This window comes from Geodermatophilus sp. SYSU D00965 (assembly GCF_054050075.1).
Map to the genome: position 1 here is coordinate 25,174 of NZ_JBJGYQ010000022.1, position 14,532 is coordinate 39,705.

Here is a 14,532-nt window from a genome sequence, read left to right on the forward strand (position 1 = left end):
CCTCTCGAAGACACAGGGAGCGCTCGTGGCTGGTGGTAACGCGATCCGGGGCACGCGAGTCGGCGCGGGGCCGATGGGGGAGGCCGAGCGCGGTGAGACCGCGCCTCGCCGCCGCATCGCCTTCTGGTGCACCCAGGGGCACGAGACCCGGGTCGCCTTCGCCAGTGACGCCGAGGTGCCGGACCTGTGGGACTGCCCGCGTTGCGGGCTGCCCGCCGGCCAGGACCAGGCCGCCCCGCCGCCGGCACCCCGCACCGAGCCGTACAAGACCCACCTGGCCTACGTGCGCGAGCGGCGCACCGACGCTGACGGCGACGCGCTCCTCGAGGAGGCCCTCGCCAAGCTGCGGGCCCGCCGCGGCGCCTGAGAGAGGACCTCGCCCCCTGCTCGCAGGCTCGCGGCGGGACCCGGCAGGGGGCCGGCGAGCCTCGCACGGGTGCCGCGGGCTCCGAGCCGGGGCCCGCGGCACCTGACGCTGCTCAGTCCATCGGCGGACGGGGGACCGGGACCGGGGTGTGTGGCACCCACGCCGCCTGCTCCAGGTCCCAGTAGCACCCGACGTGGTGCCGGCCGCGCCCGGTGCCCTCCTGGGTCGCGACGTCCCCGAGGACGTCCTCGGCACGGGCGGGCTGGGGGATCGTCGTGGCGGGGAGCGTCATGGGGGTCTCCGGAGGTGTGGCCGACGGAGCTCGGTCACCGTGCCGTCGGATTCTGGCGTCCCGCCTGCGATCTGCTTGCAGCGGCCGCGACCGGCAGTGTGCTCCGCCGGGTCCGGCCGGACCAGGGACCAGGGACACGGAGCGCCGGGCACAGCGCGTCGCTCGCCCCGGCGGACGGGCACGCCTGCGGACGGTGGTCGCCGACCACACCGAAGTCGCCGACCGCACTGACGTCGCCGGCCGCGCCGACCGTCTCGGCGGGTCAGCCGGCGGGCGGCTCCAGCTCGCTCGCGGCAGCGGCGTCCAGCAGCCAGCGGGTGGCCCGCCGGCCGTGCACGCCGGCTGCGGGGAGCTGCAGGGGGCCGACGTCCCCGCGCAGCGCCGCGGCGACCGCAGCGGCCTTCGCCTCCCCGGACACCAGCAACCAGATCTCCTCGGCGGAGTTGATCGCGGCGAAGCCGAGGCTGGTCCGCGTCGGCGGCGGCTTCGGGCAGTCCCGCACGGCGACCACCAGCCGCTCGTCGGACGCGGCCGGCGACTCCGGGAAGATCGACGCCACGTGCCCCTCGGGGCCCATGCCCAGCAGCAGCACGTCGATGCGGGGCAGCTGGGCACCCGGGGGTGCCGCGGAGGCGAGCTGCTCGGCGTACCAGGCGGCGGCGTCCTCGGGCTCGGCGAACCCGGCGTCCGACGCGGGCATGGCGTGCACGCGCTCGGGCGGCACGCCGACGGGGTCGAGCAGGGCCCGCCGCGCGCCGGTCTCGTTGCGCTCGTCGTGGCCCGCGGGGACGAACCGCTCGTCGCCCCACCAGACGTCCACCGCCGTCCAGTCGACCCGCTCCCGCTCCGGCTCGGCCGCCAGGGCGGCCACCCGCTCGAGGACGGCGGTGCCGATCCCGCCGCCGGTGAGCACCACCGAGGCGGTGTCGTGCACCGCCTGCGCGGCCGCCAGCCGGGCGACCAGCGCGGAGGCGACCGCCCGGGCGAGCCGGTAGGCGTCGGGCTCGATCACGATGTCGGGAACCGGCCGGCCCTCCGCCGCCAGCTCGGCGGCGACCCGCTCACCGGGCGGCAGGCTCACGAGTCGACCTCGTTGACGCTCGGGCCCCTGAGCGACCTCGCCGGCTCGGTCACGGGACGACCTCCTCGGCGTTGCGCTCGCCGTGCTCGGCGACCTCCTCGGCGCCCTGGGAGTCCTCCGGCACGGTGGGCAGCGGCTCGCCGTCCCCGCCCTGCGTCCGCGCGGGGTCGAACCACACGTGCTCCCGCACGGGCGAGCGCTCGGAGAGCCCGGGAACGCCGGTGGTGGCCTCCAGGGCCTCCGCGAACGGCTCGTCGGGGTCCAGGCGGCGCAGCTCCTCACCGACCAGGTCACCGAGCTGCCGGTCGGGCAGGGCCACCATCGCCTCGGGACGGTAGGGCTGGGCGATGACCGCACCTCCCCGGCGGTCGGCGGTGACCTGGACCTCCTCGTCCTGGTCGAGCTGCAGGACGACGGAGGAGACCCCGCTCGGCCCCGGCCGCCGCTCGCCCTCGACGACGTCGACGGCGCAGCCGCAGCGGGCGCTGAGCCACCCGGCCAGCAGCCGGGCGGTCGCGGAGCCGGGGGCGCCCTCGACCCGGCCGCCCAGCACCCGCACCGCGTCGCCGCGACGCCCGGCGACCGAGTCGAGCGTCGAGGTGAGGGTGGACCGCCAGGGCGTGCTGCGCGTCCAGGCCAGGTCGGTGTCGCCGGGGGCGTAGTCGTCGGCGCGGGTGCGCAGCGCGGCCAGCTGGTCGTCGGCGAGGGAGGAGTCGGTGATCCGGCGATCGGCGATGACCGCCAGCGCGTCGGTGCACAGCCGGTCGGGCGGGGTGCCGTGCCACCAGGTGACGACGGGGGCGTCGGCGGCCAGCAGCGGCAGCACCACCGACTCGGCGTGCAGCGCCAGCCGGCCGTACATCCGCATGACCACGGCCTCGCCGGGCCCGAGCCGGCCGCCGATCAGCACCTCGGCGTCCAGCCGGGGCGTCGGCGCCTCGATCTGACGGCGGACGACGATCAGCAGTCGGCAGGGGTGCTGCTCGGCGGCGGCGGTGGCGGCCTCCTCGGCCTCGGCCACCCGCCCCTCGTCGGCCACGACCACCAGGGTCAGCGCCACCCCGGAGAGCACCGCGCCGCCGGTGCGCCGCTGGGCGGCCAGCTCCTTGACCACGGCGGAGCCGGTGGTGTCCCACAGGGTCGTCATCGGGTCTCCTCGGATCGCACGGACGGGACGGTCACGGTCGCCGCCACCGGCGTCCCTCGGCGGCGAGCATCTCGTCGGCCGCCCGCGGACCCCACTCGCCGGCCCGGTACGGGTGCGGCGTGGTGCCGGCCCAGAACTCCTCCAGCGGGTCGATCACCGACCAGGAGGCCTCCACCTCGGCGTTGCGCGGGAACAGCGTCGCGTCGCCCAGCAGGACGTCGAGCAGGAGCCGCTCGTAGGCCTCCGGGCTGGCCTCGGTGAACTGCTCGCCGTAGAGGAAGTCCATCGACACGTCGCGGACCTCCATGACGCTGCCGGGCACCTTGGACCCGAACTTGAGGGTGACCCCCTCGTCGGGCTGGACGCGCACGACGAGCTGGTTGTTGCCCAGCTCCTCGGTGTCGGTGTCGGCGAAGGGCAGGTGCGGCGCCCGCTTGAACACCAGCGCGATCTCGGTGACCCGCCGCGGCAGCCGCTTGCCGGTGCGCAGGTAGAACGGCACGCCGGCCCATCGCCGGGTCTCCACGCCCAGCCGGACGGCGGCGTAGGTCTCGGTCGTCGAGTGCGCGTCGACGCCCTCCTCCTGCCGGTAGCCGTTGGCCCGCTGCCCGGCCAGCCAGCCCTGCTCGTACTGCCCGCGGACGGCGAAGGTGCCCAGGTCGTCGGGGAGCGAGACGGCGCGCAGCACCTTGAGCTTCTCGGTGCGGATCTCCTCCGCGGAGAACTCGACCGGCTCCTCCATCGCGGTGAGCGCCAGCAGCTGCAGCAGGTGGTTCTGCAGCACGTCCCGGGCGGCGCCGGTCTGCTCGTAGAACTGCGCCCGCCCGCCGATGCCGACGTCCTCGGCCATCGTGATCTGCACCGAGTCGACGTGGTGGCCGTTCCAGACGGGCTCGAACAGGGTGTTGGCGAACCGCAGCGCCAGCAGGTTCTGGACGGTCTCCTTGCCCAGGTAGTGGTCGATGCGGAAGACGTCGTCGGCGGTGAACACCGAGTCGACCAGCGCGTTGAGCTGGCGGCTGGAGGCCAGGTCGGTGCCGAACGGCTTCTCCACGACCACCCGCCGCCAGCGGTCGGGCGTGCTGTCGGCCATGCCCGTGCGCTGCATCTGCTTGAGCACCACCGGGAACATCGCCGGGGGGATGGAGAGGTAGAACGCCGCGTTCCCGCCGATGCCGTGGCTGCCCTCCAGCTCCCCGAGGGTGGCGGCGAGCTGGTCGAAGGCGTTGTCGTCGTCGAACGAGCCCTGGACGAACCGGACGCTGCCGGCCAGCCGCTCCCAGACCTCCTCGCGCCACGGCGTGCGGGCGGCCTTGCGGGCCGCGTCGCGGGCGAGCTCGGCGAAGTCCGTGTCACCCCAGTCGCGGCGGGCGAAGCCGAGCAGGGCGAAGTTGGTCGGCAGCAGCCCGCGGTTGGCCAGGTCGTAGACCGCCGGCAGCAGCTTCTTGCGGGCCAGGTCGCCGGTGATGCCGAAGACCACCAGTGCGCACGGCTCGGGCACACGGGGCAGCCGCCGGTCCCGCGGATCACGCAGCGGGTTGGGGATCATCGTCCGTCCTCGGGGTGGGAGAGGGAGCCGACGTCCGGCGCGGCGGTGGACCGGACGGTGGGGCGGTACAGGTCTACTCCACCGGCCCCGCGGCGCGGGGCAGCGCGCCCGGCAGCCGGACCGGCCGGCCGGGGACGGCGTCCCCGGCCGGCCGGGACCGGATGGGATGGGGGACGTCGCCCCCGGCGAGGGAGGGCCCGGACGTCACGCCTTGTCCTGGAGCTGGGTGCGCACCGACTCGGTGAGCTCGTCCCAGGAGTCGACGAACTTCTGCACACCCTCGTCCTCGAGCACCCGGAAGACGTCGTCGAGGTCGACGCCGGCGTCGGCGATCGCCGTCATCGTCGCCGCGGCGTCCTCGTAGGTCTTCTGCACGGGCGTGCCGGCGCTGCCGTGGTCGGCGTAGGCCATGAGGGTCTTCTCCGGCATCGTGTTGACCGTGCCGGGGGCGACCAGCTCGCTCACGTACATGGTGTCCGGGTACTCGGGGTTCTTCACCCCGGTCGAGGCCCACAGCGGCCGCTGGGGGCGGGCGCCCTGGGCCTCCAGCGCCTTCCAGCGGTCGGAGGAGAAGACCTCCTCGTAGGCCTGGTAGGCCAGCTGCGCGTTGGCCAGCGCCGCCTTGCCCTTGAGCGAGGCGTCCGCCCCTGCCTTGTCCAGCCGCTTGTCGATCTCGGAGTCCACGCGGGAGACGAAGAACGACGCCACCGACGCGATGCCGTCGAGCGACCCGCCCTCGGCCACCCGCTTCTCCAGCCCGGAGAGGTAGGCGTCCATGACCGCCCGGTACCGCTCGAGGCTGAAGATCAGGGTGACGTTGACGCTGATGCCCCGGCTGATGGACGTCGTGATGGCCGGCAGGCCGGCCTCGGTCGCCGGGATCTTGATGTACAGGTTCGGCCGGTCGACCAGCCACCACAGGTGCGCGGCCTCGGCCGCGGTCGCGTCGGTGTCGTGCGCCAGGCCGGGCGCGACCTCCAGGGAGACGCGGCCGTCACCGGGCTGCCGCTGGGCCACCGGCGCCAGCAGGTCGCAGGCGTCCCGCACGTCGGCGGCGGTGATGGTGCGCAGCGCCTCCTCGACGCTCACCCGCCGGACGGCGAGGGCGTGCAACTGGTCGTCGTAGGACTCCGACCCGCTGATCGCCGCGGCGAAGATCGTCGGGTTGGTCGTCACGCCGACGACGCTGTGCTCGTCGACCAGCGACTGGAGGTTGCCGCTGCGGATGCGGTCGCGGGACAGGTCGTCGAGCCACACGGCAACCCCGGCCGCCGACAGCTCGGCCAGCTTCTCGTTCTGTGCCATCTTCAGGCCCCTTCCGGGCGTTTCGGTGGGTGGTTCAGCGGTCGCCGGTGGGGTGGGGGAGCCCGCCCGTGGCCGGCACGGGACCGGCCGGGACGGCGGCGCCCGACCTGGCTGCCTCGATGCTCTCGCGCGCGGCGGTGACCACCGCCTCGTCGGTCAGGCCGAACTGCTCGTAGAGCACGGAGTAGGCGGCGCTGGCCCCGTAGTGGGTGAGGCCGACGATCCGGCCGGCGTCCCCGACGAACTCGCGCCAGCCCATCGGCACGCCCGCCTCGACGCTGACCCGGGCGCGGACCGACGGCGGGAGCACCTCGTCCTTGTACGCCTGGTCCTGGTCGGCGAACCACTCGACGCAGGGCACCGAGACCACCCGGGTCGGCACGCCCTCGGCCTCGAGCCGCTCGCGGGCGGCCACGGCGATCTGCACCTCCGAGCCGGTGCCGAGCAGGATCACCTGCGGCTCGCCGTCCGAGGCGTCGGCCAGGACGTAGGCGCCGCGGGCCACGCCCTCGGCGGAGGCGAACGCCGTCCGGTCGAAGACGGGCAGGTTCTGCCGGGACAGCAGCAGGCCGGCCGGCCGGTCGTTGTGCTCCAGGATCGTCCGCCAGGCGACGGCGACCTCGTTGGCGTCCGCGGGCCGGACGACGTCCAGCCCCGGCATGGCGCGCAGCGCGGCGAAGTGCTCGATCGGCTGGTGGGTCGGGCCGTCCTCGCCCAGGCCGATCGAGTCGTGGGTCCACACGTAGATGACCGGCAGCTGCATGAGCGCGGCCAGCCGGACCGCGCCGCGCATGTAGTCGGAGAAGGTGAGGAACGTGCCGCCGTACACGCGGGTCCCGCCGTGCAGGGCGATGCCGTTCATGACGGCGCCCATCGCGTGCTCCCGGACGCCGAAGTGCAGCGTGCGGCCGTAGGGGCCGCCGGACCACATCTTCGTCTGCCGGTCGGCCGGGAGGAACGACGGTTCGCCCTTGACCGCGGTGTTGTTGCTCTCCGCCAGGTCGGCCGAGCCGCCCCACAGCTCCGGCAGCACCGGGTAGAGCTTGGCCAGCACCTCGCCGGAGGCCTTGCGGGTGGCCACGCCCTTGGGGTCGGCGTCCCAGCTCGGCAGGTCGGCGGCGAAGCCCTCGGGCAGGGTGCGCGTGGTCATCCGCTCCAGCAACGCGGCCCGCTCCGGGTTCTGCTCCCGCCAGGCGTCGAAGCGCTCCTGCCACGCGGCGTGCTCCTTGCGGCCCTCCTCGACGACCGACCGGGCGTGCTCGAGGACCTGCGGGTCGACCTCGAAGGTCTCGTCCGGGTCGAACCCGAGGATCCGCTTGGTCGCGGCGACCTCGTCGGCGCCGAGCGCCGAGCCGTGGGAGGCGCCGGTGTTCTGCTTGTTCGGCGCGGGCCAGGCGATGATGGTCCGGAGCACGACGAGCGACGGCCGGCCGGTCTCGGCCTTGGCCGCGGCGAAGGCGGCGTCGATCGCGGCGAGGTCCTCGCCGTCGTCGACGTGCTGGACGTGCCAGCCGTAGGCCTCGTAGCGCTTGCCGACGTCCTCGGTGAAGGCGACGTTCGTGTCGTCCTCGATGGAGATGCGGTTGTCGTCGTAGACCAACACGAGGTTGCCGAGCTGCTGGGTGCCGGCCAGCGACGAGGCCTCGCCGCTGACGCCCTCCTCCATGTCGCCGTCGGAGGCGAAGCACCAGATGGTGTGGTCGAAGAGGCTCTCGCCCTCGGGGGCGTCGGGGTCGAGCAGGCCGCGCTCGCGCCGGGCGGCCATCGCCATGCCCACCGCGTTGCCGACGCCCTGACCCAGCGGGCCGGTGGTTGTCTCCACGCCGGGGGTGTGGTTGACCTCGGGGTGGCCCGGGGTCTTCGAGCCCCAGGTGCGCAGCGCCTCCAGGTCGGCCAGCTCCAGGCCGTAGCCCGAGAGGAACAGCTGGATGTACAGCGTCAGGCTGGAGTGGCCCATCGACAGCACGAAGCGGTCGCGGGCGACCCAGTTCGGGTCGCTGGGGTCGTGCCGCAGCCACTTGTGGAACAGCAGGTAGGCGGTCGGGGCCATGCTCATCGCCGTCCCCGGGTGGCCGTTGCCGACCTTCTGCACGGCGTCCATCGCCAGGACCCGCACGGTGTCGATCGCGCGCCGGTCGAGGTCCCCGAAGCCCTCCGGCAGGGTCGGGTTCGGCTGGGACGGGTTGCCGGTCGGGGTGTCGGTCGCGGCCTCGGCCGGGGCCTCGGACTCGGTGCTCTGGGTTCCCATGTCTCGCGTGCTCCTCGGGGGTCGACCGGTTGCGGGACCGCCCGGGACGGTGTGGACCGACCGGCCGCGGGCGGACGACGGTGCGCGGCTCCAGCGACCGGCCACCCGCGCATCGGATCGACGCGCTGGACCTGGACGCACCGTCGTCGTCGACGTCCGCCCTACCCGCTGCGTGCGCAGCACCAACGTGATCGACCCTAGTCGGCTCGCCGGGGAACGAGACCCTGGTCATGCCCACCGGCCGGCGGAGGGGGCGCGGGCTACAGTTGACCCGTTCTGCTGTCCCCGCTCGGAAGGGACCCCGTGCTGTCCTGGTGCCCGGTGGTGCCCTCCCCACGCCTCCGCACGACCGGAGCCTCGCGGTGACCGCGCTCTCCGAGCGGCCGGCCGTCCAGGCCCGCCGCCTCTCCACCACGGTCAAGGCCTACGTCGCCCTGACCAAGCCGCGGATCATCGAGCTGCTGCTGGTGACGACGGTGCCGGCGATGATGCTCGCCGCGCACGGCTGGCCGACCTGGCGGCTGCTGCTGGCCACGATGGTCGGCGGCACCCTCGCCGCCGGCGCGGCCAACGTCTTCAACTGCTGGTACGACCGCGACATCGACCGGCTCATGCACCGCACCGAGCGCCGGCCGCTGCCGATGGGTGAGGTGAGCCCGCGCGGGGCGCTGGTCTTCGGGCTGGTCCTGACCGTGCTGTCGGTCGCGCTGCTGGCGGCCACGACCACGCCGCTGGCCGCCGTGCTGGCGCTGGGCGCGATCGTCTACTACGCGGTCGTCTACACGATGGTGCTCAAGCGGCACACCCGGCACTCGACGCTGTTCGGCGGCGTGCCCGGTGCAGCACCGGTGCTCATCGGGTGGGCCGCGGTGACCGGGTCGCTGGCCTGGCCGGCGGTGGTCTTCTTCGGCGTCGTCTTCTGCTGGCAGCTGCCGCACTTCTGGGCGCTGGCGATGCGGTTCCGGTCCGACTACGCCCGCGCCGAGGTCCCGATGCTGCCGGTGGTGGCCACCCCGCTGTCGGTGGGCCGGCAGACCGTCGTCTGGACCTGGCTGACCGTCGCCGTCTCGCTGCTGCTGTGGCCGGCGGGCGCGGCGACCGGCATCGGCTGGGTCTACACCGCGGCCGCCGCGGGCCTGGGCCTGTGGTTCGCCTTCGAGGCGCACCGGCTGCTCCGGCGCATCACGTCCGGCGCCGCGACCCGGCCGATGCAGCTGTTCCACATCTCGATCTCGTACATGACGCTGCTGTCGGTCGCGATCATCATCGACGTCCTGGTCTGACCGGCCGCTCGGCCGTCCCGCCCCCTCGAGTGGCGGGTCGCCGTGGTCTCCCTGCGGTTGAGAGCACGGCAACTCGCCACTCGGCGCCTCGGGGGAGGTGCTCGCCCGGCTGCCCGGCCGGGTCGGCCCTCAGCGGGCGGCGGGCGCGGGGACGGAGGTGGTCTCCAGCGGCAGCTCGGACGCCGGGCCGCGCACCGACCAGACCAGCCGGGCGGTGAACGCCGTGACCAGCACCGCGCCCAGCATGTGCAGCAGCACCAGGACCACCGGCAGGTGGGTGAAGTACTGCACGTAGCCGACGACGCCCTGCAGCAGCTGCACCACCAGCAGGTCGCGGGCGGCCCGCTTCACGCGGCCGGGGGAGTCGGTGGCGTAGAGGGCGACCAGCAGCGCCACGGTCAGGCCGAGCAGCAGGAAGACGACGTCGGCGTGCAGCTGGCTGACCAGCTCGGGGTCGAAGCCGGTGCGGCCGGCCCCGGGGTCGCCGCTGTGCGGGCCGCTGCCGGTCACCACGGTGCCGAGCACCAGGACGGCGGCCGTGGCCACGCCGATGCCGGTCACCAGCAGCGCGAACGGGCGGCGCACCAGTGGCTGGCCGACCCCCGGCTCGCGGGAGCGCAGCCACAGCACCGTCGTCAGGGCCACCAGGACCGACGAGAGCAGAAAGTGGGCCGCCACCGTCCACGGGTTCAGTCCCGTGAGCACGGTGACGCCGCCGAGCAGCGCCTGCGCCGGGATGCCGAGGAAGGAGAGGACGGCGAGGCGGCGCAGGTCCCGCCGCGCCGAGCGGAACACCGCGACCACGGTGGCGATCGCGACCGCGGCCAGGACGAAGGTCAGCAGCCGGTTGCCGAACTCGATGACGCCGTGCCCGGCCAGCTCCGGGGTGGCCACGAAGCTCGCGTCGGTGCAGCGCGGCCAGGTCGGGCAGCCCAGACCCGAGCCGGTCAGCCGGACCGCTCCGCCGGTGAGCACGATGGCGCCGTTGGCGACGGCGTTGGCGAGGGCGATCCGCGAGACGACGGCAGGGGAGACCGGCACGTCCCGATGCTAGGCGGTGCCGCGGCGGCTGCTCCCGGGCCGACGGGGGACTCGGTGGGCAGGGGCGGGTGAGGTCCTGGTCACAGACCGGCCCGCGGTCCCGCGTCCGGCCATCGCCGCAGGTCCCGCGCCCGACGTGGCCCCGCCCGGAGGCTCGCCCCCGAGCCTGCGAGGGGTGAGGGGGGCGGGGTCCTTCAGTTAGGTCAGCCTTGCTTGCAGGCTCGCGGAAATAGGCAACACTTGTGTTGTGGAAACCGACCGGGTGCAGGCGGACAGGGGTTCGTCCCGGTCGTCGGCGGCCGTCGACGACCGGCGCACGCGCCACCGCGTCACCGCGCTGCTGCTCGAGCACGGCCCCCAGACGGCGACGGAGCTCGCCGGCCGGCTGGGGGTCTCGCCGACCGCCGTCCGCCGGCACCTCGACGCCCTGGTGGCCGCCGGCCGGGCCGAGGAGCGGCACGCCACGGGCGCTCCGCGCGGCCGCGGCCGTCCGGCCCGGCTGTTCCACCTGACCGACGCCGGCCGCGCGGACTTCCCGCACGCCTACGACGACCTCGCGCTCACCGCGCTGCGGTTCGTCGCCGCGCAGGGCGGACCCGAGGCGGTCCGGGCGGTGGCCGAGCAGCAGCTGTCCGGCCTCGAACGGCGCTGCTCGACCGCGGTCGAGCAGGCCGCCGGGTCCGGCGCCCCCGTCGACCGCGCCCAGGTGCTCGCCGAGGCGCTGACGGCCGAGGGCTACGCTGCCTCGGCCTCGGCGATCTCCAGCGGCGGGCAGCTCTGCCAGCACCACTGCCCGGTGGCGCACGTGGCGGCGGAGTTCCCGCAACTGTGCGAGGCCGAGACGGCGGTGATCGGCCGCCTGGTGGGTACGCACGTACAGCGCCTGGCGACGATCGCCCACGGCGACGGCGTCTGCACCACCCACATCCCCGGCCCGGTCCGGATCGGGGGCGTTGCTCACACGCGCGGGGGGAACAGATCGACCCCCGTGCGCCCTGTACCAGGTGAGCGGGGAGCGCGGCCGGATCCGGCCACCCAGCGCACCGCACCGTCCACCAGCTCCACCCTGACGAAGACCCGGGAGAGGACGCCCGCATGACCAGCACCCAGCAGCCGGTGAGCAGCACGCCGCTGACGCAGGACGAGCAGATCGAGCAGCTCGGCCGCTACCAGTACGGCTGGGCTGACGCCGACGTCGCCGGGGCGTCGGCCCGTCGAGGCCTGGACGAGGACGTCGTCCGGGACATCTCGCGCCGCAAGAACGAGCCCGAGTGGATGCTCGAGCGGCGGCTCAAGGCCCTCAAGCTGTTCGACCGCAAGCCCATGCCCGACTGGGGGTCGGACCTGTCCGGCATCGACTTCCAGAACATCAAGTACTTCGTCCGCTCGACCGAGCAGCAGGCCACGTCGTGGGACGAGCTGCCCGAGGACATCAAGAACACCTACGACAAGCTGGGCATCCCGGAGGCCGAGAAGCAGCGGCTGATCGCCGGTGTCGCCGCCCAGTACGAGTCCGAGGTCGTCTACCACAAGATCCGTGAGGACCTCGAGGAGCAGGGCGTCGTCTTCCTCGACACCGACACCGCGCTCAAGGAGCACGAGGACCTCTTCAAGGAGTACTTCGGCTCGGTCATCCCGTCCGGCGACAACAAGTTCGCCGCGCTGAACACCGCGGTGTGGTCGGGTGGCTCCTTCATCTACGTGCCCAAGGGCGTGCAGGTGGAGATCCCGCTGCAGGCCTACTTCCGGATCAACACCGAGAACATGGGCCAGTTCGAGCGGACGCTGATCATCGTCGACGAGGGCGCCTACGTGCACTACGTCGAGGGCTGCACGGCGCCGATCTACAAGTCGGACTCGCTGCACTCCGCGGTCGTCGAGATCATCGTGAAGAAGAACGCGCGCTGCCGGTACACGACCATCCAGAACTGGTCGAACAACGTCTACAACCTGGTCACCAAGCGGGCGATCGCCCACGAGGGCGCGACCATGGAGTGGATCGACGGCAACCTCGGCTCCAAGGTCACCATGAAGTACCCCGCGGTCTGGATGACCGGCGAGCACGCCAAGGGCGAGGTGCTCTCCATCGCCTTCGCCGGCGAGGGCCAGCACCAGGACGCCGGCGCCAAGATGGTGCACGCCGCGCCCAACACCTCCTCGACGATCGTGTCGAAGTCGGTGGCCCGCGGCGGCGGCCGCACCTCCTACCGCGGCCTGGTCCAGATCGACGAGGGCGCGCACGGCTCGAAGTCGACGGTGAAGTGCGACGCGCTGCTGGTCGACACGATCAGCCGGTCGGACACCTACCCCTACGTCGACGTCCGCGAGGACGACGTCGCGATGGGCCACGAGGCGACCGTCTCCCGGGTCAGCGACGACCAGCTCTTCTACCTGATGAGCCGCGGCCTGTCCGAGGACGAGGCGATGGCGATGGTGGTCCGCGGCTTCGTGGAGCCGATCGCCCGCGAGCTGCCCATGGAGTACGCCCTCGAGCTGAACCGCCTGATCGAGCTGCAGATGGAAGGTGCCGTCGGCTGATGCCGGACCAGAACACCCCCAGCACCACCGAGGACGTCGCGGTCGCGCCTGCCACCCTCGCCGGCGAGCTGTTCGCCCCCGGCGTGGGTGCGCAGGCCGGCCCGCCGACCACCCCGGCCTCGGAGACGGCCACCGCCGGCCGCGCCACCCCGGGGGCGCACTCGCACGGTGGCCCCGCCCCGACCGGCTCCCCGGCTGAGCGGTTCACCTCGACCGACCCCGAGGCCTTCGGCGAGCCGACCGGCCGCGAGGAGGACTGGCGCTTCACCCCGATGCGCCGGATCCGCCCGCTGCTGCAGGGCGGCCCGTCCGACGCGCACCTGCAGTGGGACACCGACCTGCCGGAGGGTGTCGAGCTCACCCCCGTCGAGGCCGACGACCCGCTGATCAAGGGCCTGCCCGAGCCGGTCGACCGGCTGGCCGCCCTCACCCGGCAGCGCAGCGGCGGCGCCGCCGTCGTCCGCGTGCCGGCCGAGGCCCAGCTCGACCGCCCGGTCACCCTGCGGCTGTCGGGCACCGGTGCCGACGAGGTCGTGTGGGGCCAGCTGGTCGTCGAGGTCGGCGCGTTCGCGAAGGCGACCGTCGTCCTCGACCACGCCGGCCTCGCCCGGTACTCCGGCGGCGTCGCCGTCCTCGTCGGGGACGGCGCGCAGGTCACCGTGGTCTCGGTGCAGGACTGGGCGCCCGGCACGGTGCACGGCGGCCAGTTCGACGCCGTCGTCGGCCGCGACGCCACGTTCAAGCAGGTCGTGATCACCCTCGGCGGGGACCTGGTCCGGCTGGTGAGCAACGTGCAGTACGCCGGCCCCGGCGGGACGGCGGAGCTGTTCGGCGTGTACTTCGCCGACGAGACCCAGCACCAGGAGCACCGGCTCTGGGTCGACCACGCCGTCCCGAACTGCACCAGCAACGTGCTCTACAAGGGCGCGCTGCAGGGTGAGAAGGCGCGCACGGTGTGGATCGGCGACGTCCGGATCCGCCCGGCGGCGACCGGCACCGACACCTACGAGCTCAACCGCAACCTGGTGCTGACCGACGGCGCCCGCGCCGACTCGGTGCCGAACCTGGAGATCGAGACCGGCGAGATCGTCGGCGCCGGGCACGCCAGCGCCACCGGCCGGTTCGACGACGAGCAGCTGTTCTACCTCTGCTCGCGCGGGATCGACGCCGAGACCGCGCGTCGCCTGGTCGTCCGCGGCTTCTTCGCCGACGTCGTCCAGCACATCGGCCTGCCCGAGCTGCAGGACCGCCTGATGGGCTCCATCGAGGCCCGCCTCGGCGCCCTCCCCGGGCTGGACGACCAGCCGGTGGAGGTCCAGGCGTGAGTTTCGAGCGGGTCTGCGCGCTGTCGGAGGTCCCCGAGAACGGCTCGCTGCGGGTCGAGCTCGCGGACGTCGACGTCGCCGTCGTCCGGTTCGAGGGCGAGGTCTACGCGATCGAGGACCTCTGCTCGCACGCCGAGGTCCCGCTGTCCGACGGCGACGTCGAGGAGTTCGACGGCGCCCCCACCATCGAGTGCTACCTGCACGGGTCGTGCTTCGACCTGCGCACCGGTGAGCCCACCAACCTGCCGGCCACCGAGCCGGTGCCCGTCTACCCGGTCCGGGTCGACGGCGACGACGTCCTCGTGGACGTCGACGCCGAGGTCCCCGCGGCCCGCAACTGAGGAGCGAGAAGAAGA

The 14,532-nt window shown here is 73.8% G+C and carries 14 protein-coding genes; 6 read left to right on the forward strand and 8 right to left on the reverse strand.

What is annotated here, in order from left to right; all coding sequences use genetic code 11:
- Positions 1-25: 25 nt before the first annotated feature.
- The gene (locus tag ACI789_RS19240; protein WP_456917271.1) at positions 26-367 is read left to right on the forward strand and encodes an RNA polymerase-binding protein RbpA; all 342 of its coding nucleotides are present in this window, start codon (positions 26-28) and stop codon (positions 365-367) included.
- A 112-nt stretch (positions 368-479) separates the two neighbouring features.
- Here ACI789_RS19240 and ACI789_RS19245 read toward each other — a convergent pair whose 3' ends face one another.
- The 7 genes from ACI789_RS19245 to tkt all read right to left on the reverse strand — a co-directional run bounded on the left by ACI789_RS19245 (position 480) and on the right by tkt (position 7,989).
- A complete protein-coding gene (locus ACI789_RS19245) occupies positions 480-659 on the reverse strand; it encodes a hypothetical protein (protein WP_457010972.1) in 180 nt (59 codons plus the stop codon).
- Between the two features lie 262 nt (positions 660-921).
- Complete coding sequence (gene pgl, locus ACI789_RS19250; RefSeq protein ID WP_457010973.1) at positions 922-1,740, reverse strand: 6-phosphogluconolactonase; 819 nt, start codon at positions 1,738-1,740, stop codon at positions 922-924.
- A 49-nt stretch (positions 1,741-1,789) separates the two neighbouring features.
- Entirely contained in the window at positions 1,790-2,887 is a 1,098-nt protein-coding gene (locus ACI789_RS19255; RefSeq protein WP_457010974.1) for a glucose-6-phosphate dehydrogenase assembly protein OpcA, read from the reverse strand.
- Between the two features lie 31 nt (positions 2,888-2,918).
- A complete protein-coding gene (gene zwf / locus ACI789_RS19260; protein WP_457010975.1) occupies positions 2,919-4,436 on the reverse strand; it encodes a glucose-6-phosphate dehydrogenase in 1,518 nt (505 codons plus the stop codon).
- 73 nt (positions 4,437-4,509) lie between these two features.
- A complete protein-coding gene (locus tag ACI789_RS19265; protein WP_457010976.1) occupies positions 4,510-4,644 on the reverse strand; it encodes a hypothetical protein in 135 nt (44 codons plus the stop codon).
- Entirely contained in the window at positions 4,641-5,741 is a 1,101-nt protein-coding gene (tal, locus tag ACI789_RS19270) for a transaldolase (protein ID WP_457010977.1), read from the reverse strand. The genes ACI789_RS19265 and tal overlap by 4 nt, the downstream gene beginning before the upstream one ends.
- A 34-nt stretch (positions 5,742-5,775) precedes the next feature.
- Positions 5,776-7,989 carry a transketolase gene (gene tkt, locus ACI789_RS19275; protein WP_457010978.1) on the reverse strand — a complete coding sequence of 738 codons (2,214 nt, stop codon included), beginning with the start codon at positions 7,987-7,989 and terminating at the stop codon, positions 5,776-5,778.
- A gap of 362 nt (positions 7,990-8,351) precedes the next feature.
- Here tkt and ACI789_RS19280 point away from each other — a divergent pair, with 362 nt between their 5' ends.
- On the forward strand, positions 8,352-9,272 hold the full coding sequence (locus ACI789_RS19280; RefSeq protein WP_457010979.1) for a heme o synthase: 921 nt from the start codon (positions 8,352-8,354) through the stop codon (positions 9,270-9,272).
- Positions 9,273-9,401: 129 nt separating this feature from the next.
- On the opposite strand, the gene ACI789_RS19285 is transcribed toward ACI789_RS19280, so the two are convergent.
- Positions 9,402-10,313, reverse strand: a complete 912-nt coding sequence (locus ACI789_RS19285) for a COX15/CtaA family protein (protein ID WP_457010980.1) — start codon at positions 10,311-10,313, stop codon at positions 9,402-9,404.
- Between the two features lie 247 nt (positions 10,314-10,560).
- Between ACI789_RS19285 and ACI789_RS19290 the strand changes: the two genes are divergently transcribed.
- Genes ACI789_RS19290 through ACI789_RS19305 form a run of 4 tightly spaced genes read left to right on the forward strand, consistent with a single transcriptional unit; the run spans position 10,561 to position 14,517 of the window.
- Positions 10,561-11,412: a helix-turn-helix transcriptional regulator gene (locus ACI789_RS19290; RefSeq protein ID WP_457010981.1), complete on the forward strand. Its 852-nt coding sequence runs from the start codon at positions 10,561-10,563 to the stop codon at positions 11,410-11,412.
- Positions 11,409-12,851 carry a Fe-S cluster assembly protein SufB gene (sufB, locus tag ACI789_RS19295; RefSeq protein WP_457010982.1) on the forward strand — a complete coding sequence of 481 codons (1,443 nt, stop codon included), beginning with the start codon at positions 11,409-11,411 and terminating at the stop codon, positions 12,849-12,851. Before ACI789_RS19290 ends, sufB begins: the two co-directional genes overlap by 4 nt.
- Positions 12,851-14,176 carry a Fe-S cluster assembly protein SufD gene (sufD, locus tag ACI789_RS19300; RefSeq protein ID WP_457010983.1) on the forward strand — a complete coding sequence of 442 codons (1,326 nt, stop codon included), beginning with the start codon at positions 12,851-12,853 and terminating at the stop codon, positions 14,174-14,176. Before sufB ends, sufD begins: the two co-directional genes overlap by 1 nt.
- Entirely contained in the window at positions 14,173-14,517 is a 345-nt protein-coding gene (locus tag ACI789_RS19305) for a non-heme iron oxygenase ferredoxin subunit (protein WP_456917283.1), read from the forward strand. The genes sufD and ACI789_RS19305 overlap by 4 nt, the downstream gene beginning before the upstream one ends.
- Positions 14,518-14,532: the final 15 nt, after the last annotated feature.